This is a genomic window from Dinoroseobacter sp. S76, assembly GCF_049801095.1.
Classification (GTDB): Bacteria; Pseudomonadota; Alphaproteobacteria; order Rhodobacterales; family Rhodobacteraceae; genus Dinoroseobacter.
The window spans coordinates 29006-50304 of the sequence record NZ_JBNAGH010000016.1; the positions used below are offsets into that span (position 1 = coordinate 29006).

Here is a 21299-nt window from a genome sequence, read left to right on the forward strand (position 1 = left end):
CTAGCTCAGGGAGATGCCGTGCTGGGCTTTAAAGCCAGGCGGGATGTGGAGGCCATGTGCGCATCCAGCTGGGCCTGGGTTCAGGCCCGGGCACGGGGCGATGCCTATTGAGGCCCAGATTGCGGCCCTGAGGGCGCCGCATAGCGGCTCCCTGGGGGCACTAAATTCACATAATTAGAATTACCCGCCAACCAAACACTGGCGGAGACAGAGTGCCCCTCTGCGCGCGGCACACCATGAGGGTGACCGGACAAGGGGCGTCGCCATCGCGTTCTGGCAGGTACTGCCGACCGCTACGCCGCCACTGCGCAAAGGCTCTGGCCAAACCAGACAAACTGCCCCGTGCCTTGCAGACTGAGCCGGATCGCCGATATCAAAGAGGAACAGGAGACGGCAGCCCCGCCACCAAAGGTCAAACATGTTGGCGCACAGAATGGCTGCCGGAAGGCGGGTCGTCGCCCGTCAAAGGCGGAAGCGCATTCCGAACGGCGAAGGGCAGAACGGGCGGCCACGGCGTCAACCGAGGCGGGATCTTCTCAAAACAGGTGCGGAGCTAGACCCGCCAGGTTCGCCAACTGGCCTTCCCCGTCAAAACCTTCTGGACGCAGGTGTCGGCGTCCTTGCCACTGTTTGGTGGTCGCCCATCCGGCACGATAGGCAATGACCGATTCCAAGATCGTATCCTTTGCCTTTGCGGATGCTAAGGGGTTGTCATCAAAGCCCGGCTCCCAGAAGCAGCAGGGACAAATCGTCGTTCCGATTTCACCACCATACTCAGAATAAGCGGGGCGATGGGAATACCCTGGGAACCCGCAAACGGGACAGAGCAAACGCCCATCGGGCGCAAAAACGTTAAATGACAAATTCGATATCATGGCCGGCAGGCTAACTGTTCGCGAGGGTCCCGCAAGGCGCTCCTGGCGAAAAGTCCGCTTGGATACGACACCTGGGGCGGGGTTTGCCCAGTGCCCGCCATGCAAGACCCATGCTTGCCGATGAGCGGACCGGGCAGTTGCGTTTCGTCTGATGCGCGATGGGGCAATTTGCGCGGATCCAGCGGCTCTGCGTTGGCAGATGCGGAGCCCCACGCGTCTGTTTTTCCTGCCCCACCCCCTATTTTGCAATTTTCTTGCAGCTTTCTTGCGGGGGTTTCTCACCTCACCCGCGCAGCTGTGCTGTCCTTCCGGGACCAGACCGACAGACCAGACCGCTTGACCCCGTCAGATCCAGAAACCGCCCCGCCCCCGTGCGGGCGAACTGCGCGATCGCCGGGTGCGGTGGGACAGCCTGCCGATCTCTGGCCCTGAAGCATCTCTTGGCAAGCCCGCTTGTCGATCCATTGGGAGGAAACAATGGCAACACTCACCCGCCGCGAAGGTCTGGCCGCGATTGGCTCGGCCGTGACCGCCGTCACCCTTGGCGCCAATGCCAGCCAGGCCGCCACCGCAGCCGCCTCGGCTTTCGACGAGTCCAACGTCACTTGGTACACGCTCGAGGGGATCGACCATCTCTGGTACCACGTTCTGAATGTCGATGAAGATCTGAAGGTCGTCGACCTGCTGCTGAAGTTTTCGGGCGGCGAGCGGGTGGTGCTCCACAAGCATCACGCAGATTACAGCACCTTCATCATCCAGGGCGAGCTGCGGATCTATGATGCCGATGGCGCGCTGACGGAGATCCGCCCCACGGCCAGCTATGTGCAGAAATCCGCGGGCGGCCCGCCCCATACGGAGGGCGGCGGGGATCAGGACTGCATCGCCTGGTTCAGCAACAAGGGCACGGATGGCGTGATCTACGAGATCCTGGGCCCCGGGGGCGAGACGCTGGGCACTCTGGGTTTCGCCGAGTTCAAGGCCCTGATGCAGGCGCAGGACACCCCGGTGCAACCCATCGTGCCCGGCTGACAGGACGCCCGGGGCGCCCAGAGCGCCCAGAGCGCCCGGGGGCGGAAGCGTCGCCAGCCGCCGCTGAACAGGCCGTCCCCGGGGTCCGTCCCCGGTGGCGCAGCGGTGCTCGGGCAAGACCTGCCCCCGGGCGCCCAGTCAGACGCATCTATCAGACGCATTTAAACGCAAAGCATTCCGGGGCTCAGACCTCCGGGGGGCGCCCGGACCGCCAGCGGCTAGGGGCGCGCGGGGCGTCTGGCCTCTTCCATCGGCGCGGATCTGTGAGACTTGCGATGCTCCGACGGGGTGGTCCCGGCAATCCTGCGAAACTCCGTGTTGAAGCTCGACTTGCTGAGAAACCCCGATTCCAGCATCACATCCGTCACAGGCAGGTTCGTGCTCTCCAACAGGTGGCGCGCATGCGCCACGCGCAGCCGGTTGATATAGCGCGAGGTGTTCTCGCCCGTCACCCGGTTCACGGCCGAGGAGACCGCCCGCGCGGGCACGCCCAGACGCCGCCCCAGACGCGCGACGGTCAGCTCCGGGTCGCGAAACAGCGTGGCCTCCGCCATCACGTGCTCAAGCCGGGCAAAGACCGCGCGATCCTCCTCCAGGGGTCCCGCCTCTGCCGGGTCGGGCGCGCCGCTCTGACGGTCGGCGCCGAAGGCGAGGGCGAGGCCCACCAGAACCCCGAGCGAAATCACCGCCACCACCATCACCGCCGCGTCGGATAAAAGCTGCAGCGCCCGGGCCTCGCTCGCCGCGAGCCCCGTGATCAGCACGCTGGTGTCGATCACGAGCACGAGGCTCAGGAAGGCGAGACAGCCGAGAAGGGCGATGCGCAGGGTGCCGTAGGCCTGGGGCGCGATATGCACGAAGCGCTCGCCCGGCAGCCGCAGGAGCGGGACCAGCCGGGCCGCGAAGGTGGCATTGACGAGGATGATCGCCACCGAGGCGGACCAGGCAAAGGGCAAGGCGATGACGACCCAGGTCCCCGCCAGAATGCCGGCAAGCACCGGCAGCGTTTTCGGACCCGGTCCCCCGGTCTGGGTGGTGAGCGTATGAAATCCGAGCCAGAGCGCGGGAGCAGTGATCGCGGCCAGATAGGGTTGCAGGCCGATGAAGGCCGGGTCGCTGAACTGAAACCGCACCCCGACAAAGACCGCCACCACGACGATGGAGAGCAGGCCGGTGCAGAAGCTCAGCCGCGACACCACCGGCATCCGCACCTGACGCGCGAGAATGGCCACCAGCAGCAGCGCGAAGACCGAGATGAGCCAGGCCACAGGGATGGATGTCATAGAGCTGTCTCTTTTCGGCGCGCGCGGCGGGGTGGCGGACCAGGTTTTGGGTTGCCCGACCTTCTAGGGGATTTGCGCGCCTGTGACGACAAGTCCGGGCGGTCTGGCGTTCTGAATCGTGCTTCCGAACCTCTCTGACGGCCCCGGTGCTTTCAATCCTTGGCGTGTAACCCGACCTCTGGGGCCAGCGCGAGGGCGAGGAAAGGTGCGACCATGCTCCGACATGCAGATGGGTCCGGTGAGAGAGGCCAGAGGTGTCTGATCGCGCGCCGCATGGCGCGGGCCGGGGGCTGTGATGGCCCCTCCTTGCCCCTTTGGTCCCGGACGCTCCAGCCGAGTGCGCCGCCCCTGCCTTTTGCCGCCCGGCTGGTTCGGGCGGCGGCCGCGCAGAGGCCTGACCCCGCCCCATGGCCCGTCCCATGGCCCGTCCGATGACAGGTCGGGATGACGCGGATCACAGCCGTCTCTGGCTGGATGACGGACGCCACCTCGCCTTTGCCGAGGGCGGCGCGCCAGATGGGTTCCCCGTCTTCTATTTCCACGGCACGCCCAGCTCGCGCCTGGAGGCTGGCTTTGCCGACGCAGCCGCGAGGCGCTCGGGCTTTCGGCTCATCGCGCCCGACCGGCCCGGCTATGGGCGGTCCGATTTTCAGCAGGACCGCCAGTTGCAGAGCTGGCCCCGGGACGTGCTGGCCCTGGCGGAGCATCTGCGGATCGGGGCCTTTGGCATCGCGGGGCATTCGGGGGGCGGTCCGTACCTTCTGGCCTGCGGCGCGGCGATCGACCCCGCGCGCCTTCGCTTCATTGCGGCGCTGGCCCCCTGGGGTCCCGTGGCCTCCCCCGATATCATGGCCAGCCTCAACCGTCTGGATCGCGCCTTTGCAAGGCTCGCAAACCGGGTCCCCGGGATCCTGCGGCTCGGATTTGCCCCGATGGGCTGGGCCGCGCGGCATCAGCCGAAGCTCTTCATGGGACTGCTCAGACATGCCGTCTCCGCGCCCGATCAAGAGGTGCTGGCGCAGGGGTCCGTGGCGCGGCGCTTCATGGCCATGGAGGCGGAGGCGTTTCGCCAGGGCAGCCGGGGCGCCACCCAGGATGCCTGTCTGGCCTATCGGGACTGGGGGTTTGACATCGCCGCCAACCGGGTCCCGATCCAGATGTGGCTGGGCGATGCGGATCTGTTCGTCAGCCGGGCGATGGGCGATCACCTCGCGCGGGCGGTGCCCCGGATGACCGCCTATTGGATGGAAGGCGCGGGGCATCTGTGTTTTGAGCGCTGGGATGCGATCTTTGCCAGGTGCCGTGCCGAGATCTCGGCGCGCGGCGCGCAGATCGGCGGATCGCGGCGGCCCCCATCGCAGGAGCCCTAGCATGGGCCTGCTCTCCGCAAAGCGCGAGGCCAGGTCCTGCCCGCGCGGGACCAGCGCCACGTCCCCGGACGACAAAGCCCATGGGATGGGTGGTTTGCGCCGGGCCGTATTGGCTTGTCTCCTCGCCTCTCTCGCCAGCGCCTGCACGGGCATGGCGCCTTCCACCCCGGTCACGCGCAGCGCCCCGATTTGCGCGGGTGGGACCGATCTGGGGCGGACAAGCGTCCTGCTCCGTACCGCGTGGCGGGCGGATCAGAAGGATCCCGAGGGGCGCCGCGCGCTTGCGATGCAGGCCATGGCGCGCGCGATGACCTCCTTGCCCTGCATCCGCAGCCTCACGCTCGGCGCCCCCTCAGGCGCAACCGAGACGCAGGTCGAGATCACCCTGCGCGAATTCGGCCCCGAACTCATCCTGTCGGTGCCGGTGATCTGGACCTCCCGCAGCCATGTGGACGCCAGCATCCGCGTCACCGATCTTCGCAGCGGTCGGGTCCTGTTTGCCGCGTCAGAGGACCGGCGAGAGGGCGGCGCCTTCGCGATCCGCCCCCTCGGCGCGGTGGGCGGGACCTTCGAGGCGATGCTCGCGGAGTGGTTCATCGGGGGACATCCGGGCCAGCCGGACCCGTAGGGCCGCGCGCAGGGCGAGAGCGGCGCGCGAAAAGCCCGGCGGTTCGAGATCCGGTTTCCGAACGTTCGAGATCGCGTTTCCGAGCGCATCTCGCCTGCGCTTGCCCTTTCTCTGCGGCAGCGCCCGAGAGATCCGGGCCCGTTCCGGAAACAAGGATGACCCCCGATGCCCCAAGAATTCCGAGCGATGCGGCGGGCTGGACCCGCTGCCGCGTTCAGCCTCGCCCTCGCCCTGATGGCCGCTTGCGGCGCGCCTGCCGAACCCGGCCCGGAGCCCGATCGCGCGCTTGTCACCATCCCCACGCCGCGTGCGGCGAACCTGCTGCAGCTGCGCGGGATCGGCGGGCATGGCAGCGCGCTCTTCCGGGTGGAGGGCGCGTGCTACAGCATGCCCGTGCGCCTCGTGGCCGGGGATTTCGAGGGGCGGCAGGCCAATATGCGCGCCCAGGACCCGATTGTGCTGGAGCTGCGGGACCCGCGCCTCGTGCAGGCATTGCTGAACGGCAGGGATATCGTCAGCGCGGAGCTGAGCGTTTCCGCCGACCCCAGGGATCAAGGCGCGAGCATCCTGCTCCTCTCCGGGATTGCCGAGGGCACGGGGTTCGTGATCAATCCCGGGCGCAGCCTTGTCGCCGATATCTTCGGGGCGCGCGTCTCCGACATGCCCTGCGGGGCCTTCGCGCCTGCCGCGACAGCGGAGCCGGAGGGGTAGGCCATGGTCCAGCACCCCCCATTGCCGCCCGCCTTGCGGGTCTGTTTCGCCGGGTTCTACGCCTATGGCGCGCTGGTGCATCTGGCCAATATGCTCGGATGGGCGGGGATCGACTGGCGCGTTGCGCCGCTGAAATGGCAAGCGCTCGACCTGATCTATCTCGCGCTCGATCTCGCGATCGTTCTGGGGCTTTGGACCGGGCGCCGCTGGGCGGTGCCGGCCGTGTGTGTCGCAGCACTCAGCCAGATCGCGCTCTATACCCTCTTGCGGGACTGGATCCTCGATGTGCCCGCCGCGGTCGCGATCTCTGCCGCGGATCGGGCCTATCTGAACGGGCTCGTCGCCTTCCATATCGCCTGCCTCGCCGTGATTGGCGGCGTGTTCTGGCGCCACCAGCTTCGGTCCCGGCGCGGGGCGCGGGGGCGAGCGTGACCTCTCTGCCCCATACCGCTGCGCGCCCGGGTCTTTTGCTGGTCCTTCTCGCTGTGGCCCTACTGATCCGGGCACAGGACTGCACCCCGCAAGAGGGCCATGCGGGCCGCGCGCTTGGCCCACCCCATTGCCTCAGCCCTTCGGCCCCCGTGACCCGCCCCTGCCCGACACCACTGATCCCAAAGGACATGCCATGACGCGCCTTGCTCTGCTTTTACCGCTCTTCGTCGCGACCGCCCTCGGCGGCTGCACGACCCGCAAGACCATCGACACCAGCATCGAGATCGACGCGCCCCCCTGCGCGGTCTATGACACGCTCGCCGCCTTCGAGGCCTATCCCGAGTGGAACCCCTACCACATCCGCGTCGCCGGGAGCGGCGTGGTCGGGGAGCCGCTGGAGGTGCGTGTCTCCCGGCCCGATGGCGTGGTCGTGGATGTGCCCCATGTCACCCTGCTGGAGGCCGAGCCCTGCCGTGCGCTGGTCTGGGGCGGCGGCATTCCGGGCATTTTCCGCGGGGAGCACCGGTTCGACCTCAGCCCGCGCGAGAATGGCGCCACGCATCTCTCCCATACGGAGGTGTTCAGCGGGCTCTTCATCGGCTTCGCGGACCTGCCGGTGCCCGTGCTGACCGAGGGTTACGCGCGGATGAACGCGGCGCTGCGGGACCGCATGGCCCCATGACGCAGCCGCGTCTGGCGCCTATCGGGGGTGCGCGCCGAGCGGTCGTCCCGCCGTGAGGCCCGCGACCTTCTCCAGGATGCCCTGCGCATCGATGCCGAAATGGCGGTAGAGATCGCCAATCGTGCCGGTCTGGCCAAAATGCTCCACCCCCAGCGGCACGGTCCGGTGCCCGGCCACGCTGCCCAGCCAGGCCAGCGTCGCGGGGTGGCCGTCGATCACGGTGATCAGCGTGCAATGGGGCGGCAGCGCGCCCATCAGCCGCTCGACACAGGAGACCGCATCGCGATTGCCCCGGGCCCGGGCGCGCTGTGCGGCGGTCCAGCCCGCATTGAGGCGATCGGCCGATGTCACCGCGAGCACGCCCACATCCCGGCGGGATCCGGCGAGCTGGCCCGCGGCCGCGATGGCCTCCGGCGCCACAGCCCCCTGATAGGCGATGACGATTTCGCAATTCGGGCCGGGTTCGCGCAGCCAATAGCCGCCATCGACCGCGCCTTGCGCCCAGGCGGGATCGGGTCTCTGGCCCGGTTGCTCCACCGGGTTGGTGGTCAGCCGCAGATAGACGGAGCCCCCGGTTTCGTCCCGCAACCAGGTGCGCTCATCCGGGTCCCCGTCGCCATCGCGCTGCAGATAGTCGAAGGCCCAGTGCAGGATCACGGCGAGCTCGTCGGCGAAGGCCGGTTCAAACGCCGCCAACCCGTCCTGGGACATACCGATCAGCGGCGTGCCGATGGATTGGTGCGCGCCGCCCTCCGGTGCCAGCGTCACCCCCGAAGGCGTGCCGACAATCATGAAGCGCGCATCCTGATAGGTCGCGTAATTCAGCGCATCGAGCCCCCGGCAGACAAAGGGGTCATAGACCGTCCCGATCGGGATCAGCCGCTTGCCAAAGAGCGCATGGGACAGCCCCGCCGCCCCGAGCAGCAGAAACAGGTTCATCTCGGCGATGCCCAGTTCCAGATGCTGGCCCGACCCGTCAAAGCGCCATTTCGCGGTGGAGGGAATGCGGTGCTCGATGAAGGCATCCGCCTTGGCCTCGCGCGCAAAAAGCTTTCGGCGGTTCACCCAGGCCCCGAGCCCGGTGGTCCCGGTCACATCCGGCGAGGTGGTCAGGATCCGCGCCGCAAGCGCGCTCTCGCCCTTGGCCAAACCGTCGAGGATCTTGCCAAAGGCGGCCTGGGTCGAGGTCTCGCGCGAGGTGTCGGCGGAGAGCTCCGGCACGGGCAGCAGATCATCCGAGAACCGCCGGGGCCCACGGGCAAAGAACGGCACCTGCGCCAGAAAGGCACGCAGGGCATCGACATCCTCGACCGTGGCAAAGGGCGCCCATTCCGCGCCCTCCTCCACCCCCATCCGGCGCTGCCACTCGGCCATCTGGGCCTTGGTCATCAACCCGCCATGGTTGTCCTTGTGCCCGGCAATGGGCGTGCCCCAGCCCTTGATCGTATAGGCCAGAAAACAGGTGGGCCGGTCATGGTCGATGGCGGCAAAGGTGTCGGCCATGGTCTCCACGCAATTGCCGCCGAGATTTTCCATCAGCAGGGCGAGCTCCGCATCGCTGCGCCGCGCGATCAGGGCCGAGACCTCGCCCTGATCCCCGAGGTCATCCATCAGCCGTTGGCGCCAGACAGCCCCGCCCTGATAGGTCAGCGCCGCGTAGTCCTGGTTCGGACAGGCGTCGATCCAGTCCCGCAGCCTGTCGCCGCCGGGCTCCTCGAAGGCGGCGCGCTGCAACGTCCCGTGCTTGACCCGCACCACATCCCAGCCGAAGGCGTCGAAGATCTTCTCGACCCGTTCGAACAGGCCCTCGCGGACAATTCCATCGAGCGATTGCCGGTTGTAATCGATGATCCACCAGGTGTTGCGCAGATCGTTCTTCCAGCCCTCCTGCAGGACTTCGTAGATATTGCCCTCATCCAGCTCCGCATCGCCCACAAGCGCCACCATCCGACCCAAGGGCAGATCCTGCCCCCAAGCCTTGGCCTTGATGAAATCCTGCACGAGGGAGGCCAGGGCCGTGATCCCCACGCCCAGCCCCACCGAGCCGGTGGAGAAATCCACATCGTCGATATCCTTGGTGCGGCTGGGATAGCTCTGCACGCCGCCAAAGCCGCGGAAATTCTCCATCTTCTCGCGGGTCTGGGTCCCCATCAGGTAGTGCATCGCGTGATAGATCGGCGAGGCATGGGGTTTGACCGCCACGCGATCCTCGGAGCGCAGGGCCGAGAAATAGAGCGCGGTCATGATCGACACCATGGAGGCGGAGGAGGCCTGATGCCCGCCCACCTTGATCCCATCCGCCTTGGGCCGGATATGGTTGGCGTGGTGGATCATCCAGTGGCTGAGCCAGAGCAGGCGCTGCTCAAGGATCTTCAGCTGTTGCGTCTGGTCGGCCATGGATCATCCCTCCCCCTGAGGTCTATGCGGTCAGATCGAAATCCACATGCACATGGTTTCCATCCGGATCGGCTATATGGAACTGGATCAGCCCCGCATCGCGGAGCGCGATCTTCTCGAAGGGCCAGCCATTGGCCGCGAGCCTCTGCTCGAAAGCCGCTGCATCCGTGGCCGAAAAGGCGAAATGCTCCAGCTTCAGGGCGGCCTCGGAGCCGGTGCGCGCCGCGCCCCGCTCCTCCACCAGATGCACCACCGCGACCTCGCCCGCATAAAGCCACGCCCCGCCAAAGGGAAAATCGGGCCGGGGTCCGGACCGCAAGCCAAGCACGGCCTCGTACCAGGCGACCATATCGGCCAGTTGGGTCGTCACCACATTCACATGATCCAGCCGCCGGATGGGCATGTCAGAACCCCTCCAGCACGATTTTGCCCTTGGCCTTGCCCGCCTCCAGCAGGGTATGGGCCTTGATCAGATTGGCCGCATTGATGGTGCCGAACTGCTCCGCCACCGTGGATTTGAGCTTGCCCGCATCGATCAGGGCCGCGACCTCGGTCAGGATGTCGCCCTGGCGCTGGATATCGGCGGTCTCGAACATCGGGCGGGTGAACATGAACTCCCAATGGACCGAGAGGGCCTTGGACTTGAAGGGCATGATGTCGAACGTCTCCGGATCATCGATCAGCCCATAGCGGCCCTGGGGTGTCATGAACCCGGCCACATCGGCGGAATAGAGATGGGAATGGGTCGTCGAATAGACGAAATCGACACTCCCGAGACCCAGCGCCTCGATCTGCGGGCCCAGGGGCTCGGCATGGCTGATGACGTGATGGGCGCCCAGGGCTTCGACCCAGGCCTTCGTTTCCGGACGCGAGGCCGTGGCGATGATCGTGACATCGGACAGAACCCGGGCGAGCTGGATGGTGATCGAGCCCACCCCACCGGCCCCGCCGATCACCAGGAGGGTTCTGGTGCCGCCGGGCACCGGCGCATCGATCCGCAACCGGTCAAACAGCATCTCATGGGCGGTGAGCGTGGTCAGCGGCAGCGCCGCCGCCGCAGGGGCCGAGATCGACCCCGGCGCCTTGCCGACGATCCGCTCATCCACCAGATGATACTCCGCATTCGCCCCGGGCCGGTTCACCGTCCCGGCGTAATAGACCCGGTCGCCGACCGCGAAATGCGTGACCGCCTCACCGGTCCCGACGACCTCCCCGGCGGCGTCCCAGCCGAGGATATCCGGTGTTCCACCCGAGGGCGCACGCCGCTGCCGGATCTTGGTGTCCACCGGGTTGACGGAGATCGCCGCGACCTTGACCAACAGGTCATGGCCCGTCGCCACCGGCGTCTCGGCCTCGAAATCGATCAGCGCATCCGCCCGCGCGATGGGCCCGGTTTGGGTATATCCGACAGCTTTCATGACATGCTCCTGTGCTGTGCTGATCAGCCGATGACGCTCATCTCGTTGAGCGTGAACTCTTCGACCGCGCCTTCGGTTGCCGCCATATAGGCGGCCAGATGCGGCGCCCCCATATGGGTCTGCCACAGATCCCGGCTCTCCCAGTTCTCATAGAAGAGGAAATGCGCGGGATTGTCGTTATCCTGATGCAGATCGTAGTTGATGCAGCCCGCCTCGCCACGTGTGATCTCGATCAGCTTTTCAAGCTCGGCCTTCACCAGCGCGATCTTGTCCGGGTTGGCTTTGATATTGGCGACAATGGTCAGTTTGGCCATGGGAATCATCCTGTTTTGAACTTTCTGCGCCGAGTTTACGAAGCCGTGTTTTCAGGATAAACGCGCATTATTCGAAAACATAATCCGGATAATTCGGCCAATGCTCCTTGATAACCACCGGGTCTTCGTGATCATCGCCGAGAAGGGCAGCCTCGTCGCCGCAGCGCGGGAAACCGGCCTCTCCACGACCACGGTCTCCGAGCGCCTCGCCGCGCTGGAGGCCCATTACGGCGTCGTGTTGTTCAACCGGACGACCCGCTCGATCAGCCTGACCGAGGAGGGACGGACCTTGGTCGACGGGGCCAAGTCCCTGCTGAGCGAGGCCGCCGATCTCGACACGCGCATCCGCCACGGGGCCAAGACCCTTTCGGGACCGATCCGCATCTCGGCCCCCGTGGATCTGGGCCGGTCGCTCATCTCCCGGGCGATCACCACCTTCACGGAGGCGAACCCGGCCGTCTCCATCGAGCTGTCCCTGTCGGACGGCTATGTGGATCTGGTCGGTCAGGGCTTCGACCTCGCCGTACGCTTTGGCAAGGTGACGGACTCGACCCTGCGGGTGCGCAGCCTCGGCAGGTTCCAGCGTCTCGTCTGCGCGGCGCCCGCCTATCTGGCGCGGCACGGGGCGCCCAGCTCCCCCGAGGATCTCAGGGACCACAATTGCCTCGTCATGCGCTTCGGAGACAACCTCGACAACGCCTGGGAGTTCGGCACCGGACCCAAGCGGCAGCGCGTCCTGGTGCGGGGCAACCGGGTTGTGAATGACGGCTGGCTCATCCGATCCTGGGCCCTGGCCGGGGACGGCATCATCCTGAAATCAGAGCTCGATGTGGCCGAGGACATCCATGCCGGCGCGCTGGTCTCCCTGCTGGCCGCGCATCTGCCCCCGCCAACCCCGCTGCAGGTCATGTTCCCCCCGGGTCGGGCCCAGCCGCGGCGCGTGACGGCCTTTGCAGACCATCTCCGCCAGATCGTGCCCGCCTCGCGCGTCGACCGCTGAGCGCGCCGGGCGCCGACCCACCACCGTTGGACAGATCGCCCGCCCCTAGATCTTCACCCCGTGCTTGCGCAGGGTGCGCGTCCCGTGGCGCATGACCCAGAGCGTCTCGGGCGACGCCCCCGCCTGCCAGCCCCGGATCAGATCCACGACCCGCCCCGGATGGTCCTTGGAGACATCGTTGATCAGATTGGCCACGGATTTGCGCACATAGGCCGAGGGGTCGGCGCGCAGCCGCGCTGCCACCGCAAGCGCGGGCGCCGGGTCCTCGACAAAGGCCGACAGGCGCCGCGCCCAGGGGAGCCTCGGGCGCACCCCCTCCGAGGCGAGCCGCCGGACATGGCTGTTGGGATGGCCTGCCCAGCGATGGACCCGGGCCAGCGTCTCGGACGGGTGCTGTTCGAGATAGGGCCGGATGGCATATTCCGCCGTGTGCCGCTGGGTGATCGCCTCGCACAGATCGAGAGAGGTCTCGCGGTGCAGCCCTCCGTGATCCTCGACCAACCGCGCAACCGGCATCAGCCAGTAGCCCGAGGTAAACATGCCCACCTCCCCCTCCAGAGGCGGACCGAGCGCGGCGGACAGGATCGCCGCCGCCGCGCTGTAGTCGGCTGGCAGACGCGCCCGCAGCGCCTCCGACATCAGACCAACCCGCGCCTTGAGGGCGAGAGGCGCGACACCGCGCGCCACTTCGGCGGCATAGCCTTGCGCGTCGAACGCCCCGTATTGGGCCGCGATCGCGCCGCCCAACCGGACCGCGCAGTCCCGATCGAACCAATCCTTGAGCTTTTTGGCCATGGGCGCTCAGCCGGGCACCGCATCCGCCGCATATTGCGCCAGAAACTCCTCGGAGGGTGGGATCGGCGTGATGACATCGATCAAGACCCCGTTCGGGTCGCGATAGATCGCATGGCGCTGACCAAAGGGCTCGCTGACCAGCGGTTTCGCCACCTCGACGCCCTCGGACCGCAGGCGCGCATCCACCTGATCCACATCCTCGACCTCGAAATTCAGGATCATGCCCGCTGCAGCCCCCCGGGACGGGGCGGGGATGGTTTCATGATCCGACTGCACGACGGCAAGATTGACCGCCGGATCCGCCTCGCTTTGCAGATGGACATACCAATCGGCCGCAAAGGCCGCCCGAAACCCGAAATGCCGCTTGTAGAATTCCGCCGTCTCCGCAACCGCGTCGGACTGAATGACGGGATAGTATTGTGTGACACGCATCTTGACCTCCTTCAGTTACATGCAGTGTGTATGTAACACAGGTTTGCAAAAACATGCAAGGTGTATGTAATATGACCCCGACGAGGAGCGGAGGTCGTGATGGTCACCCCAGCAAAGCAACCCCGGCGGAGCCAGGCCGACCGGCGTGCGGAAACCCGAGCCAAGCTCATGGCGGCGGCCCGCGCGCTTTTTGTGGAGACCGGGTTCGCAGAGACCGCGACCCCCGAGATTGTCCGCAGGGCCGGGGTCACGCGGGGCGCGCTTTATCACCATTTCGACGACAAGACGGACCTCTTTCGCGCCCTCGCCGTGCAGGAGGCGCAGGCGATCTCCGACCATATCGACTTTGAGACCCGGGACATCTCCGATCCGGAACAGGCCATGGTGGTCGGCTCGGCCGCCTTTTTCGAGGCAATGCTGGCGCCCGGCCGGGTTCGGCTCCTGCTCGAGGAAGCGCCGGCGATCTTGGGGCATGAGGCTGCGGTCGCCCTGACCCGCGCCAATGGCAGTGAAGAGCTGCGCGCGGGGCTGGCGCGCGCGCTACCCCGGCATTCGGCCCCGCAGATCGATGCGCTCACCAACCTGCTCTCGGCGGCCTTTGATCGCGCCGCTCTCGAGATCGCCTATGGCGGGGATCGGCAGACCTATACGGAGGCCATGCTGCATCTGGTGGGCGAGTTGCTCCGCGACCGGTGACCACTGGGGCCCTCGCCGCGCGCCCCTCGGCCCCGGGCCTGGCTACGCCCTGCGATGCCTCCACAGGGCGCCCCCCATGGCGAGACAGGAGAGGAGATGAAAGAGGACCAGCCCATCCAGATAGGCAAGATCCCCGGCGGATCGCTGAAACGCCTCGGGCACGTCCAGAACCCAGTCCCGCCCAAGGGTATAGAGTGCGATCTGACTGAGCGCGGCGCAAAAGAACGCCGTGATCCCAAGCCGGGACCCCCGGATCAGCCCGATGACCACGACCAGATCCAGTGCCAGATAGGCGATATCCAGCCCTTGCCATTTGCGCGGCGCTTCGGGCCAAAAGAACCCCGTCAGGGACGCCATGTTCAGCACATGCACCAAGGCGCCATAGGCGTAGAACCCGGCCAGCCCGACACACACCGCTCGGACCATGCGCCGCTGTCCCGAGCGCCCGGCTACCGTGTCCATGACCGCGCCTCTGCCCCTGCGGGATCGGCTCTTTGAAAGGCAAACTCGCAGATCTCGGCGCCTCGGGCGATCGTGCTGCGGATCTCGACCCGGATCGGTTTCGCGGATCTGTTCACGTCATCCTGCCAGGCCGCATCCCAGGCGCAGAGCACGGGCGTGAGATCGGGCCGTCCGACGCTCTGGAAATACCCATGAAACGGGCAGACCAGCACGCAAAGCGACACGTCCTCCGCCCCGTGCCGGTCCTCGACAGACATCCCGTCGCCCCAAAGGGCCCGCGCCAGTTTGGCCGGGCCGCGCGCCTGCACGCCCGCAAAGGGGTCCGGGTCAAGTTTCAGCCACAGCCGGGTCGCGCCGCGGGCGGCCCAGCGTCCCGAGCGCGCAAAGGCGGCGCCCGCGATGCGGACAGACTCGTCGCGGGGCAACCCGCCATCCCGCTCCAGAAGGCCCGTGGCCGCCAGCAGGCTTTGGGCAAGGGTCAGGTTGAACCGCTGCGCCCCGCCCCTGCCGGGCATCTGGCCTTGCGGCAGGTAGCCGATCTCGCGCCGCAGGTCCCGCGCGCGCAGCACCCGGCCCGATTGCCGCGACAGGTTGCGCGCGAACTTCCCCTGCCAGAGCCAGGCCATGAGCCGTCTCATGGCCGCCCCTTCGGGGAGAGCGCCTGCGCCAGGGTGGTTTCAAACAGATCCGCGAGGGCCTTCTGCCGTGGCGCCGGGATCTCCGGGTCGAGCAGGATGATGCCACTGAAGGCCGCGTATTCGAGATAGGCGAACTGCGCCGCCGCCGCCGCGTCCAGACCGTAGCGCTCTTGGTAGAGGCCGCCGAGCACGGCGAGGCGCGTTGCATCCGCCTCCCGGATGATCGCGTCCACGGCAGGCAGCCGTCGCCCCAATTCGCGGATCCCAAGCTCGAGCTTGGAGTCGATCTCCATCGCGGCCCGGGTCAGCGCCGCGCTTTGCGCGTCAGCCGGGGCCTGCGCGTCCATCGCCGCCGCCACATCCTCGGTCTGGGTTTTCAGCCAATGCTGCGCAAGCGTCGTGAGGAACAGCTCATGGTCCTGAAAGTGATGGTAAAATGACCCGCGCGTGAGCCCGGCCGCCTTGCAGATCGCCTCCAGCTTGACCGCATCGCAACCCTTCGCCGAGAGCTCCCGCAGACCGAGCGCGATCCAGTCCTCTTCGCGGAACCGCCGCTTGCTCACAGCCCCAATCCCGCCAGACCCAGTCCCGCCACGGGAAGGAACAACCACCCCTGGGGCAGGCGCGCATGGGTCTCGCCGAGCGCCACGACCAGACCGACCCCGACAAGGAAGAACCCGCTGGCCAGGATCGTGCCCGAGATGGCGTAGACCGCTGTCCCCGTGATCACCGCGAGGCCGAAAAATGCTGCGATGCAGGCAATGGCCACTGTCGTAAAATGCCAGCACAGGTATTGCGTGTGTTTCACGACCGATGGCAGCTCCGCCGCCGCGATCAGGGGGCGCGCGATCTCCCGCCCTCCGACGAATGTATGAACCGCCAGCCAGATCGCCGCGAGCCCGCCCGCCGTGCCAAAAAACGCGTTTTCCATCCCGTGAGTCTCCTGTCTTGCGCGCTACATACCTTTTTGTATGGTTTGAGGCAATCAAAACATACAAAAAGGTATGTTCTGCCGAGATACCCCCCCTGCAATCGTCCCCAAGACCCTCAAGAGCCAAGGCAAAAGCGCGACGGATACCGCCCCCCAGCCTCGGAAGACGATCCGGCCAAGCGCTCCGTACCGCCTGAGATCGCTCCGCGCCCTCCTATCTGCCCGCGTCCCCTCTGTCCGCGCGCTTGGGTCCAGGCCACCGCCCTGCGCCCAAGCCCGCGTCGCGTCGCATCACACGCCGCCAGCGCGCGGAGCTAGCGGCCAGCCAGCCCCGCGCGCGAGAGCATCAAAACGCGCCCCGCCCGTACAAAAAAGGCCGCCACCCGCCGGTCATCCGCATCGGCAATGCCGCGCTGCGGCAAAACGCACAGGCCTTGCGGGCCCGCGAAGCCTGTAGGCTCAGGCCATGATGCTCGTCTTGACGCTGATCCTCCCGCTGGCTGTGCTTATCTGGGTCGTTTATCGCGGCTGGCCGGTGCTTCTCGCCGCCCCCGTGATGGCGCTGCTGGCGGCCGGGCTGGCAGCGGATCCCTTGCTCGCCACCCTGACCCAACGGTTCATGCCGGCGGCGGGGGGCTTCGTCATCGCCTTCCTGCCGTTGTTCCTGCTCGGTGCCGTGTTCGGCAAGCTCATGGAGGATAGCGGCGCCGCAATGGCGCTCGCCCGCGCGATCCTCGCCCGGCTGGGACCGTCGCAGGCCCTGCCCGCCGTGGTCCTCTCCTGCGCGGCGCTGACCTATGGCGGCGTGTCGCTCTTCGTCGTGGCCTTCGCGATCTATCCGCTGGCCATCGCGCTCTTTCGCGCCTCCGACCTGCCGGACCGGCTGATCCCCGGCGCCATCGCGCTCGGGGCCTTCACCTTCACCATGAGCGCACTTCCCGGCTCACCGGCGATCCAGAACGCGATCCCGATGCCCTATTTCGGAACGACGACCTTCGCGGCCCCCGGTCTGGGGATCATCGCCGCCCTGGTCATGGCTCTGGGCGGGCTGTTCTATCTCGCGCGCGCGGCCCGGACCGCCGCCGCGCGCGGGCCGTCCCAGGACGCGCTACCCCCGCCCGAAACCGAGCGCGCCTTGCCCCCCCTCTGGGTCGCGCTCACGCCCATCCTGACCGTCTTTGTCACGAACTGGGTTCTCGCGGAGATCGCCTTGCCGCGCAGCGACCTGGCCTATCTGTCCGAGCCCGCATGGGGCAGCGTCGGCCCTGCGCAAGTGATCGGGATCTGGGCGCTGATCGGCGGGCTGACTCTCGCCATCCTCGTTCTGATCGGGCTCACATGGCGCAAGCTGGAGGATCCCAAGGAGACCCTGGCCGAGGGATCGCAGGCCGCACTCCTGCCGCTCTTCAACACAGCCGCCCTTGTGGGGTTCGGCGCGGTGATCGCTGCCCTGCCCGCCTTTGCCAGCGTCAACGGGCTGATCGCCCAGGTCCCGGGTGGCGCACTTCCGGGCCTCGCCGCCTCCGCCAGTCTTCTGGCCGGGATCACCGGTTCGGCCTCCGGAGGGATGTCGATCGCCCTCGACGCCGTGGGCCCGCGCTATCTGGAGATGGCCCTGAGCGAGGGCACGGATCCCGCCGCCCTTCACCGGATTGTCGCGCTGGCCACCGGAGGGCTCGACGCCCTGCCCCATAACGGCGCGGTCGTGACGCTTCTGGGGATTGGCGGGCTCACCCACCGGGAGGCCTATGGCCCGATCTTCGTGGTGGGCGTCGCCATCCCGATCCTGGCCCTGCTGATCGTCCTCGCGCTCGCCTCGATCTTCGGCGCCTTCTGACCTCGACAGGCCCGCGCCCGGCAAGGTTGCGGATCGGGCCTGCCCCCGGATGTGACACCCCTGCCCGGATCGAAGAGGCGCGCCCCCGATCCCGCCGGATCCGAGCGCACGCCCCGCGCAAAGCCCCCCAGCCCCGGCTGAGCAAAACCGGCCCGTTCGGCGCACAGCGCCAGCCTAAAAATTTCGAACAATTGGAAACACCTTTTTAAGCGTTTCCGCGCCCTATTGAGGCGGTGTGCCGGCCAGCCTTGGTTGCGCCGCACGTTCCTGATCCAACGCAACATGGCGAGGTCCCTGGTGGTTCACTCTAGCTCTTTCACGCGCATCGCTACTCCGAGCCGAAAACTCCTCAACAGCACGGCCTTGCAAGGCAGCTTGCGGCCCGGGTCCACCGCTGGATTGCCGCGGCGCGCTGCGAGGCCGGGGATGGGCGCCTTGCTCTTCAGCATCGCGTTCATGGCGACGGCGACCTTCGCGACGCCGGGCTTCGCCTCAAGCTGTTCGGCCAGTGGCACGGTGGAGACGTGCTCTGGGTCATTGATTGGCGGGGATGCAAATGTCGCGGACGATGATCTCACCGATCTCGTTCTCGAGGATATCAGCGATTCCGATGGCGTCGGGTCCTACTTCGTCCATATCGAGAATATCGGCGATGAGGGGGACGACCACGGCGATGACGGCGACAGCGTGGACGCCTTTACCGTGACCTTCGAGGGCGGAGATACGGAAATCGTGCTGATCGAGGGGGATAGCGAGCCCGCCATCTCGCTCTTTGGCGAAGGCGGCGCGGGGCATTCCGGCAAGGATCGCACCAGCTCAAGCTCGACGGGCAAGGGCGGCGATGGGGGCGACGGGGGCGCGGTTTCCGGAACACAAACCATCGCCCTTGAGGGTGGATCCATCTCCGGCGAGGCGTTCAGCGCCGCGACCGTCACCGCGGAAGGCGGCCATGGGGGCACCGGAGGCGATGGCCGATCCTATTTCACCTCCAACGGCAAGGGCGGCGATGGCGGCGACGGGGCCAACGGGGCCGAAGCCCTGTTTTCCATGTCGGACGGCGCCGTGCTGGACATCACTTCTTCGGCGGATGACCAGCCCAGCCTCTATGTTCACAGCTCCGGGGGCTATGGCGGCGAAGGCGGCCAAGGCCGGGGCGGCGACGAAGCCAAAGGCGGCGATGGCGGCGACGGCGGCGACGCGGGCACCGCAGAGATCTCGGTCGACAGCGGCACGTCCCTGATCATCTCCACCAATGGCGACCTGTCCCACGGGGTCGAAGCCCTGAGCGAAGGCGGAGATGGCGGGGATGGCGGCGAGGCCAAGGAGGGCATATTCGACGCATCTGGGGGGGATGGGGGCATCGGCGGCGATGCCGGAGACGTGGTTGTCGCGATCGAGGATGCCGAGATTACCACCAACGGCACGGACGCGATTGGCATCCTGGCCCGCTCCTATGGCGGTGCGGGCGGCGATGGCGGCGACGCGGATTCGACCTTCGGGGGCGGCAGTGGCGGTGCCAGCGAAGGGGCCGGGGTTGCCGGGGATGTCGAGGTCACCTTTGGCGGTTTTATCACCACCTATGGCGATGGCGAGAGCAGCGACGACAGCGGCAGCGACGATACCACGACCTCAACCGGCATTCTGGCGCAATCCATCGGTGGGTTTGCCGGCAATGCGGGGGATTCCGACGGGCTGCTGGCCACCTGGGGCGCGTCTTCCGAAAGCGCCGGGGATGCCGGGGATGTCACGGTCTATGTTGATGAGGCCGGATCGGTGATCCTGACCTACGGCTCCTATTCGGCAGGGGTTGAGGCCCAATCCATCGGCGGCGGCGGTGGCAAGGGCGGCTCGGCGGATGCCATTGTCGCCGTGGGCGGGGATGGCAGCTCCGGCGGGGATGGCGGGGCCGTCTCGGTACTTACTGAAAGCGATGACGAATATGACAGCTACGTCCTGACCTTCGGGGATTACGCCCCCGGGATCAGCGGGCAATCCGTGGGCGGCGGCGGCGGCAAAAGCGGCGGCAGCTCCGGATTGGCGACCATTGGCGGCAGCGGCGGCGATGGCGGGGATGGCGGCGAGGTTGTGGTCGCCCTGGACGTGATCGTTGCGACGGGCGGCGACTACTCCGAAGGGGTCTTCGCCCAATCCCTGGGCGGTGGCGGCGGTGTCGGCCACTCCACCGACGGGCTCTTCTATCAGGTGGGCGGCAGCGCGGGCGATGGCGGCGATGCTGGCTTGGTCGAAGTGGCGCATAACTCAGGCCTCATCACGACCTCCGGGATCGATTCCGACGGTGTCGAGATGCAGTCCATCGGCGGCGGGGGCGGCAAAGGCTCCGCCTCCATGGAGGTCAGTTCCTCGTTCAGCATCGTAGTCGGCTCCTCCGGTGGCGATGGCGGCAATGGCGGCGAGGTGCTGTATTTGGAATCCGTCGGTGATGATTACGAGGTGACCACTGAAAACGTCTACTCCGCCGGGATCACGGCTCAATCCGGCGGCGGGGGCGGCGGCCATTCCGGCAATGTCACGACCATCACGGACAGCATCGGGATCAACGTCACGATTGGCTCCACCGGCGATGCCGGCAGCGGCGGGGATGGCAACACGGTGTTCGTCTCTACTTCGGCGGACATCACGACCACGGGCGCGCAATCCGACGCGATCTTCGCGCAAAGCTTCGGCGGCGGCGGCGGCACGGCGGGCCAGATCCTGAGCACGGAGACAGGCGTCGACCTGCTCGACGTAACGATCACCACAGGCGGCGATGGCGGCGATGGCGGCAACGCGGATGCGGTGACTGCCTCCACCGCGGGCGACATCTCCACGAGCGGGGATTTCTCCTACGGGATCTACGCGCAATCCGTGGGCGGCGGCGGCGGCAAATCCAGCAACTCCTACACAATCAACGGAACCTCGTTGGCCTCCATCACGAAATCGCTCGGGGGGACCGGCGGCGAGGGGGGCGATGGCGGCCAGATCACCGTCAGCAACACCGGATCCATTTCCACCGCGGGCGAAAGCGCCTCGGCGATCTTCGCTCAATCCCAGGGCGGGGGCGGGGGCAATTCCGGCGCCACCTTCTCCTTTGACACGATCGAGCTCGGCGCTGTCACCGTCTCCATTGGCGGCGATGGCGGCAGCGGAGGCAGCGCGGACGCCGTTTCGGTCACCAATTCCGGCGCTTTGTCGACCAGCGCGGACGATTCCGACGGCATCTTCGCCCAGAGCCTTGCGGGCGGGGGCGGCAAATCCGGTTCCACCTTCAGCGGATCCGGGATTTCCGGGGCCGATGTCACCATCGCGCTTGGCGGCGACGCAGGCGAAGGCGACACGGCAGGCACCGTGGATGTCGACAATTCCGGCGAC

23 protein-coding genes are annotated in these 21299 nt (G+C 67.1%); 11 read left to right on the forward strand and 12 right to left on the reverse strand.

Annotation, left to right across the window (positions count from 1 at the left end; genetic code table 11):
• Window positions 1–536: 536 nt before the first annotated feature.
• Window positions 537–875: a hypothetical protein gene (locus ACP153_RS21805; protein ID WP_424973127.1), complete on the reverse strand. Its 339-nt coding sequence runs from the start codon at window positions 873–875 to the stop codon at window positions 537–539.
• Window positions 876–1352: 477 nt separating this feature from the next.
• On the opposite strand from ACP153_RS21805, the gene ACP153_RS21810 reads away from it, so the two are divergent.
• Window positions 1353–1904 carry a hypothetical protein gene (locus tag ACP153_RS21810; RefSeq protein ID WP_424973128.1) on the forward strand — a complete coding sequence of 184 codons (552 nt, stop codon included), beginning with the start codon at window positions 1353–1355 and terminating at the stop codon, window positions 1902–1904.
• A 218-nt stretch (window positions 1905–2122) separates the two neighbouring features.
• Here the strand turns inward: ACP153_RS21810 and ACP153_RS21815 are convergent, their stop codons facing one another.
• Window positions 2123–3187, reverse strand: coding sequence for a helix-turn-helix domain-containing protein (locus ACP153_RS21815; protein ID WP_424973129.1), 1065 nt, complete (start codon window positions 3185–3187; stop codon window positions 2123–2125).
• 407 nt (window positions 3188–3594) lie between these two features.
• Between ACP153_RS21815 and ACP153_RS21820 the strand changes: the two genes are divergently transcribed.
• The 6 genes from ACP153_RS21820 to ACP153_RS21845 all read left to right on the forward strand — a co-directional run bounded on the left by ACP153_RS21820 (window position 3595) and on the right by ACP153_RS21845 (window position 7010).
• The gene (locus ACP153_RS21820) at window positions 3595–4557 is read left to right on the forward strand and encodes an alpha/beta fold hydrolase (RefSeq protein ID WP_424973130.1); all 963 of its coding nucleotides are present in this window, start codon (window positions 3595–3597) and stop codon (window positions 4555–4557) included.
• 1 nt (window position 4558) lies between these two features.
• The gene (locus ACP153_RS21825; RefSeq protein ID WP_424973131.1) at window positions 4559–5185 is read left to right on the forward strand and encodes a hypothetical protein; all 627 of its coding nucleotides are present in this window, start codon (window positions 4559–4561) and stop codon (window positions 5183–5185) included.
• Window positions 5186–5350: 165 nt separating this feature from the next.
• Entirely contained in the window at window positions 5351–5896 is a 546-nt protein-coding gene (locus ACP153_RS21830; protein WP_424973132.1) for a hypothetical protein, read from the forward strand.
• A 3-nt stretch (window positions 5897–5899) separates the two neighbouring features.
• Entirely contained in the window at window positions 5900–6328 is a 429-nt protein-coding gene (locus ACP153_RS21835; RefSeq protein WP_424973133.1) for a hypothetical protein, read from the forward strand.
• Entirely contained in the window at window positions 6325–6525 is a 201-nt protein-coding gene (locus tag ACP153_RS21840; RefSeq protein WP_424973134.1) for a hypothetical protein, read from the forward strand. The genes ACP153_RS21835 and ACP153_RS21840 overlap by 4 nt, the downstream gene beginning before the upstream one ends.
• Entirely contained in the window at window positions 6522–7010 is a 489-nt protein-coding gene (locus ACP153_RS21845) for an SRPBCC family protein (RefSeq protein ID WP_424973135.1), read from the forward strand. The genes ACP153_RS21840 and ACP153_RS21845 overlap by 4 nt, the downstream gene beginning before the upstream one ends.
• Window positions 7011–7028: 18 nt before the next feature.
• Here the strand turns inward: ACP153_RS21845 and ACP153_RS21850 are convergent, their stop codons facing one another.
• The 4 genes from ACP153_RS21850 to ACP153_RS21865 are packed head-to-tail and all read right to left on the reverse strand — an operon-like array spanning window position 7029 to window position 11139.
• The gene (locus ACP153_RS21850; protein WP_424973136.1) at window positions 7029–9407 is read right to left on the reverse strand and encodes a transketolase; all 2379 of its coding nucleotides are present in this window, start codon (window positions 9405–9407) and stop codon (window positions 7029–7031) included.
• Window positions 9408–9429: 22 nt separating this feature from the next.
• Window positions 9430–9810: a VOC family protein gene (locus tag ACP153_RS21855; protein WP_424973137.1), complete on the reverse strand. Its 381-nt coding sequence runs from the start codon at window positions 9808–9810 to the stop codon at window positions 9430–9432.
• A gap of 1 nt (window position 9811) precedes the next feature.
• A complete protein-coding gene (locus ACP153_RS21860; protein ID WP_424973138.1) occupies window positions 9812–10825 on the reverse strand; it encodes a zinc-binding alcohol dehydrogenase family protein in 1014 nt (337 codons plus the stop codon).
• 23 nt (window positions 10826–10848) lie between these two features.
• Window positions 10849–11139 (reverse strand): putative quinol monooxygenase, encoded by a 291-nt coding sequence (locus tag ACP153_RS21865; protein WP_424973139.1) that lies wholly within the window; start codon window positions 11137–11139, stop codon window positions 10849–10851.
• 100 nt (window positions 11140–11239) lie between these two features.
• Between ACP153_RS21865 and ACP153_RS21870 the strand changes: the two genes are divergently transcribed.
• Window positions 11240–12139, forward strand: a complete 900-nt coding sequence (locus ACP153_RS21870) for a LysR family transcriptional regulator (RefSeq protein WP_424973140.1) — start codon at window positions 11240–11242, stop codon at window positions 12137–12139.
• Window positions 12140–12184: 45 nt separating this feature from the next.
• On the opposite strand, the gene ACP153_RS21875 is transcribed toward ACP153_RS21870, so the two are convergent.
• Both ACP153_RS21875 and ACP153_RS21880 read right to left on the reverse strand, forming a co-directional pair.
• Window positions 12185–12934 (reverse strand): DNA alkylation repair protein, encoded by a 750-nt coding sequence (locus tag ACP153_RS21875; protein WP_424973141.1) that lies wholly within the window; start codon window positions 12932–12934, stop codon window positions 12185–12187.
• Window positions 12935–12940: 6 nt separating this feature from the next.
• Window positions 12941–13366, reverse strand: coding sequence for a VOC family protein (locus ACP153_RS21880; protein ID WP_424973142.1), 426 nt, complete (start codon window positions 13364–13366; stop codon window positions 12941–12943).
• Between the two features lie 99 nt (window positions 13367–13465).
• On the opposite strand from ACP153_RS21880, the gene ACP153_RS21885 reads away from it, so the two are divergent.
• A complete protein-coding gene (locus ACP153_RS21885) occupies window positions 13466–14062 on the forward strand; it encodes a TetR/AcrR family transcriptional regulator (RefSeq protein WP_424973143.1) in 597 nt (198 codons plus the stop codon).
• A 42-nt stretch (window positions 14063–14104) separates the two neighbouring features.
• Here ACP153_RS21885 and ACP153_RS21890 read toward each other — a convergent pair whose 3' ends face one another.
• Genes ACP153_RS21890 through ACP153_RS21905 form a run of 4 tightly spaced genes read right to left on the reverse strand, consistent with a single transcriptional unit; the run spans window position 14105 to window position 16093 of the window.
• The gene (locus ACP153_RS21890) at window positions 14105–14488 is read right to left on the reverse strand and encodes a hypothetical protein (RefSeq protein WP_424973144.1); all 384 of its coding nucleotides are present in this window, start codon (window positions 14486–14488) and stop codon (window positions 14105–14107) included.
• 23 nt (window positions 14489–14511) lie between these two features.
• Window positions 14512–15162, reverse strand: coding sequence for an L-2-amino-thiazoline-4-carboxylic acid hydrolase (locus ACP153_RS21895; RefSeq protein WP_424973145.1), 651 nt, complete (start codon window positions 15160–15162; stop codon window positions 14512–14514).
• Entirely contained in the window at window positions 15159–15725 is a 567-nt protein-coding gene (locus tag ACP153_RS21900) for a TetR/AcrR family transcriptional regulator (protein ID WP_424973146.1), read from the reverse strand. Before ACP153_RS21900 ends, ACP153_RS21895 begins: the two co-directional genes overlap by 4 nt.
• On the reverse strand, window positions 15722–16093 hold the full coding sequence (locus ACP153_RS21905; RefSeq protein WP_424973147.1) for a hypothetical protein: 372 nt from the start codon (window positions 16091–16093) through the stop codon (window positions 15722–15724). Before ACP153_RS21905 ends, ACP153_RS21900 begins: the two co-directional genes overlap by 4 nt.
• A gap of 466 nt (window positions 16094–16559) precedes the next feature.
• Here ACP153_RS21905 and ACP153_RS21910 point away from each other — a divergent pair, with 466 nt between their 5' ends.
• Together ACP153_RS21910 and ACP153_RS21915 are read left to right on the forward strand one after the other, a co-directional pair.
• A complete protein-coding gene (locus ACP153_RS21910) occupies window positions 16560–17930 on the forward strand; it encodes a GntP family permease (protein WP_424973148.1) in 1371 nt (456 codons plus the stop codon).
• Window positions 17931–18356: 426 nt separating this feature from the next.
• Window positions 18357–21299: hypothetical protein (locus ACP153_RS21915; protein WP_424973149.1), on the forward strand; the 2943-nt coding region annotated here is incomplete at its 3' end.

What these genes read in the sequence shown, in the direction of transcription:
- ACP153_RS21805 (WP_424973127.1), bottom strand. Translation starts at nt 875, where the DNA reads ATGATATCGAATTTGTCATTTAACGTTTTTGCGCCCGATGGGCGTTTG.
- ACP153_RS21810 (WP_424973128.1), top strand. Translation starts at nt 1,353, where the DNA reads ATGGCAACACTCACCCGCCGCGAAGGTCTGGCCGCGATTGGCTCGGCC.
- ACP153_RS21815 (WP_424973129.1), bottom strand. Translation starts at nt 3,187, where the DNA reads ATGACATCCATCCCTGTGGCCTGGCTCATCTCGGTCTTCGCGCTGCTG.
- ACP153_RS21820 (WP_424973130.1), top strand. Translation starts at nt 3,595, where the DNA reads ATGGCCCGTCCCATGGCCCGTCCGATGACAGGTCGGGATGACGCGGAT.
- ACP153_RS21825 (WP_424973131.1), top strand. Translation starts at nt 4,559, where the DNA reads ATGGGCCTGCTCTCCGCAAAGCGCGAGGCCAGGTCCTGCCCGCGCGGG.
- ACP153_RS21830 (WP_424973132.1), top strand. Translation starts at nt 5,351, where the DNA reads ATGCCCCAAGAATTCCGAGCGATGCGGCGGGCTGGACCCGCTGCCGCG.
- ACP153_RS21835 (WP_424973133.1), top strand. Translation starts at nt 5,900, where the DNA reads ATGGTCCAGCACCCCCCATTGCCGCCCGCCTTGCGGGTCTGTTTCGCC.
- ACP153_RS21845 (WP_424973135.1), top strand. Translation starts at nt 6,522, where the DNA reads ATGACGCGCCTTGCTCTGCTTTTACCGCTCTTCGTCGCGACCGCCCTC.
- ACP153_RS21850 (WP_424973136.1), bottom strand. Translation starts at nt 9,407, where the DNA reads ATGGCCGACCAGACGCAACAGCTGAAGATCCTTGAGCAGCGCCTGCTC.
- ACP153_RS21855 (WP_424973137.1), bottom strand. Translation starts at nt 9,810, where the DNA reads ATGCCCATCCGGCGGCTGGATCATGTGAATGTGGTGACGACCCAACTG.
- ACP153_RS21860 (WP_424973138.1), bottom strand. Translation starts at nt 10,825, where the DNA reads ATGAAAGCTGTCGGATATACCCAAACCGGGCCCATCGCGCGGGCGGAT.
- ACP153_RS21865 (WP_424973139.1), bottom strand. Translation starts at nt 11,139, where the DNA reads ATGGCCAAACTGACCATTGTCGCCAATATCAAAGCCAACCCGGACAAG.
- ACP153_RS21870 (WP_424973140.1), top strand. Translation starts at nt 11,240, where the DNA reads ATGCTCCTTGATAACCACCGGGTCTTCGTGATCATCGCCGAGAAGGGC.
- ACP153_RS21875 (WP_424973141.1), bottom strand. Translation starts at nt 12,934, where the DNA reads ATGGCCAAAAAGCTCAAGGATTGGTTCGATCGGGACTGCGCGGTCCGG.
- ACP153_RS21880 (WP_424973142.1), bottom strand. Translation starts at nt 13,366, where the DNA reads ATGCGTGTCACACAATACTATCCCGTCATTCAGTCCGACGCGGTTGCG.
- ACP153_RS21885 (WP_424973143.1), top strand. Translation starts at nt 13,466, where the DNA reads ATGGTCACCCCAGCAAAGCAACCCCGGCGGAGCCAGGCCGACCGGCGT.
- ACP153_RS21890 (WP_424973144.1), bottom strand. Translation starts at nt 14,488, where the DNA reads ATGGTCCGAGCGGTGTGTGTCGGGCTGGCCGGGTTCTACGCCTATGGC.
- ACP153_RS21895 (WP_424973145.1), bottom strand. Translation starts at nt 15,162, where the DNA reads ATGAGACGGCTCATGGCCTGGCTCTGGCAGGGGAAGTTCGCGCGCAAC.
- ACP153_RS21905 (WP_424973147.1), bottom strand. Translation starts at nt 16,093, where the DNA reads ATGGAAAACGCGTTTTTTGGCACGGCGGGCGGGCTCGCGGCGATCTGG.
- ACP153_RS21910 (WP_424973148.1), top strand. Translation starts at nt 16,560, where the DNA reads ATGATGCTCGTCTTGACGCTGATCCTCCCGCTGGCTGTGCTTATCTGG.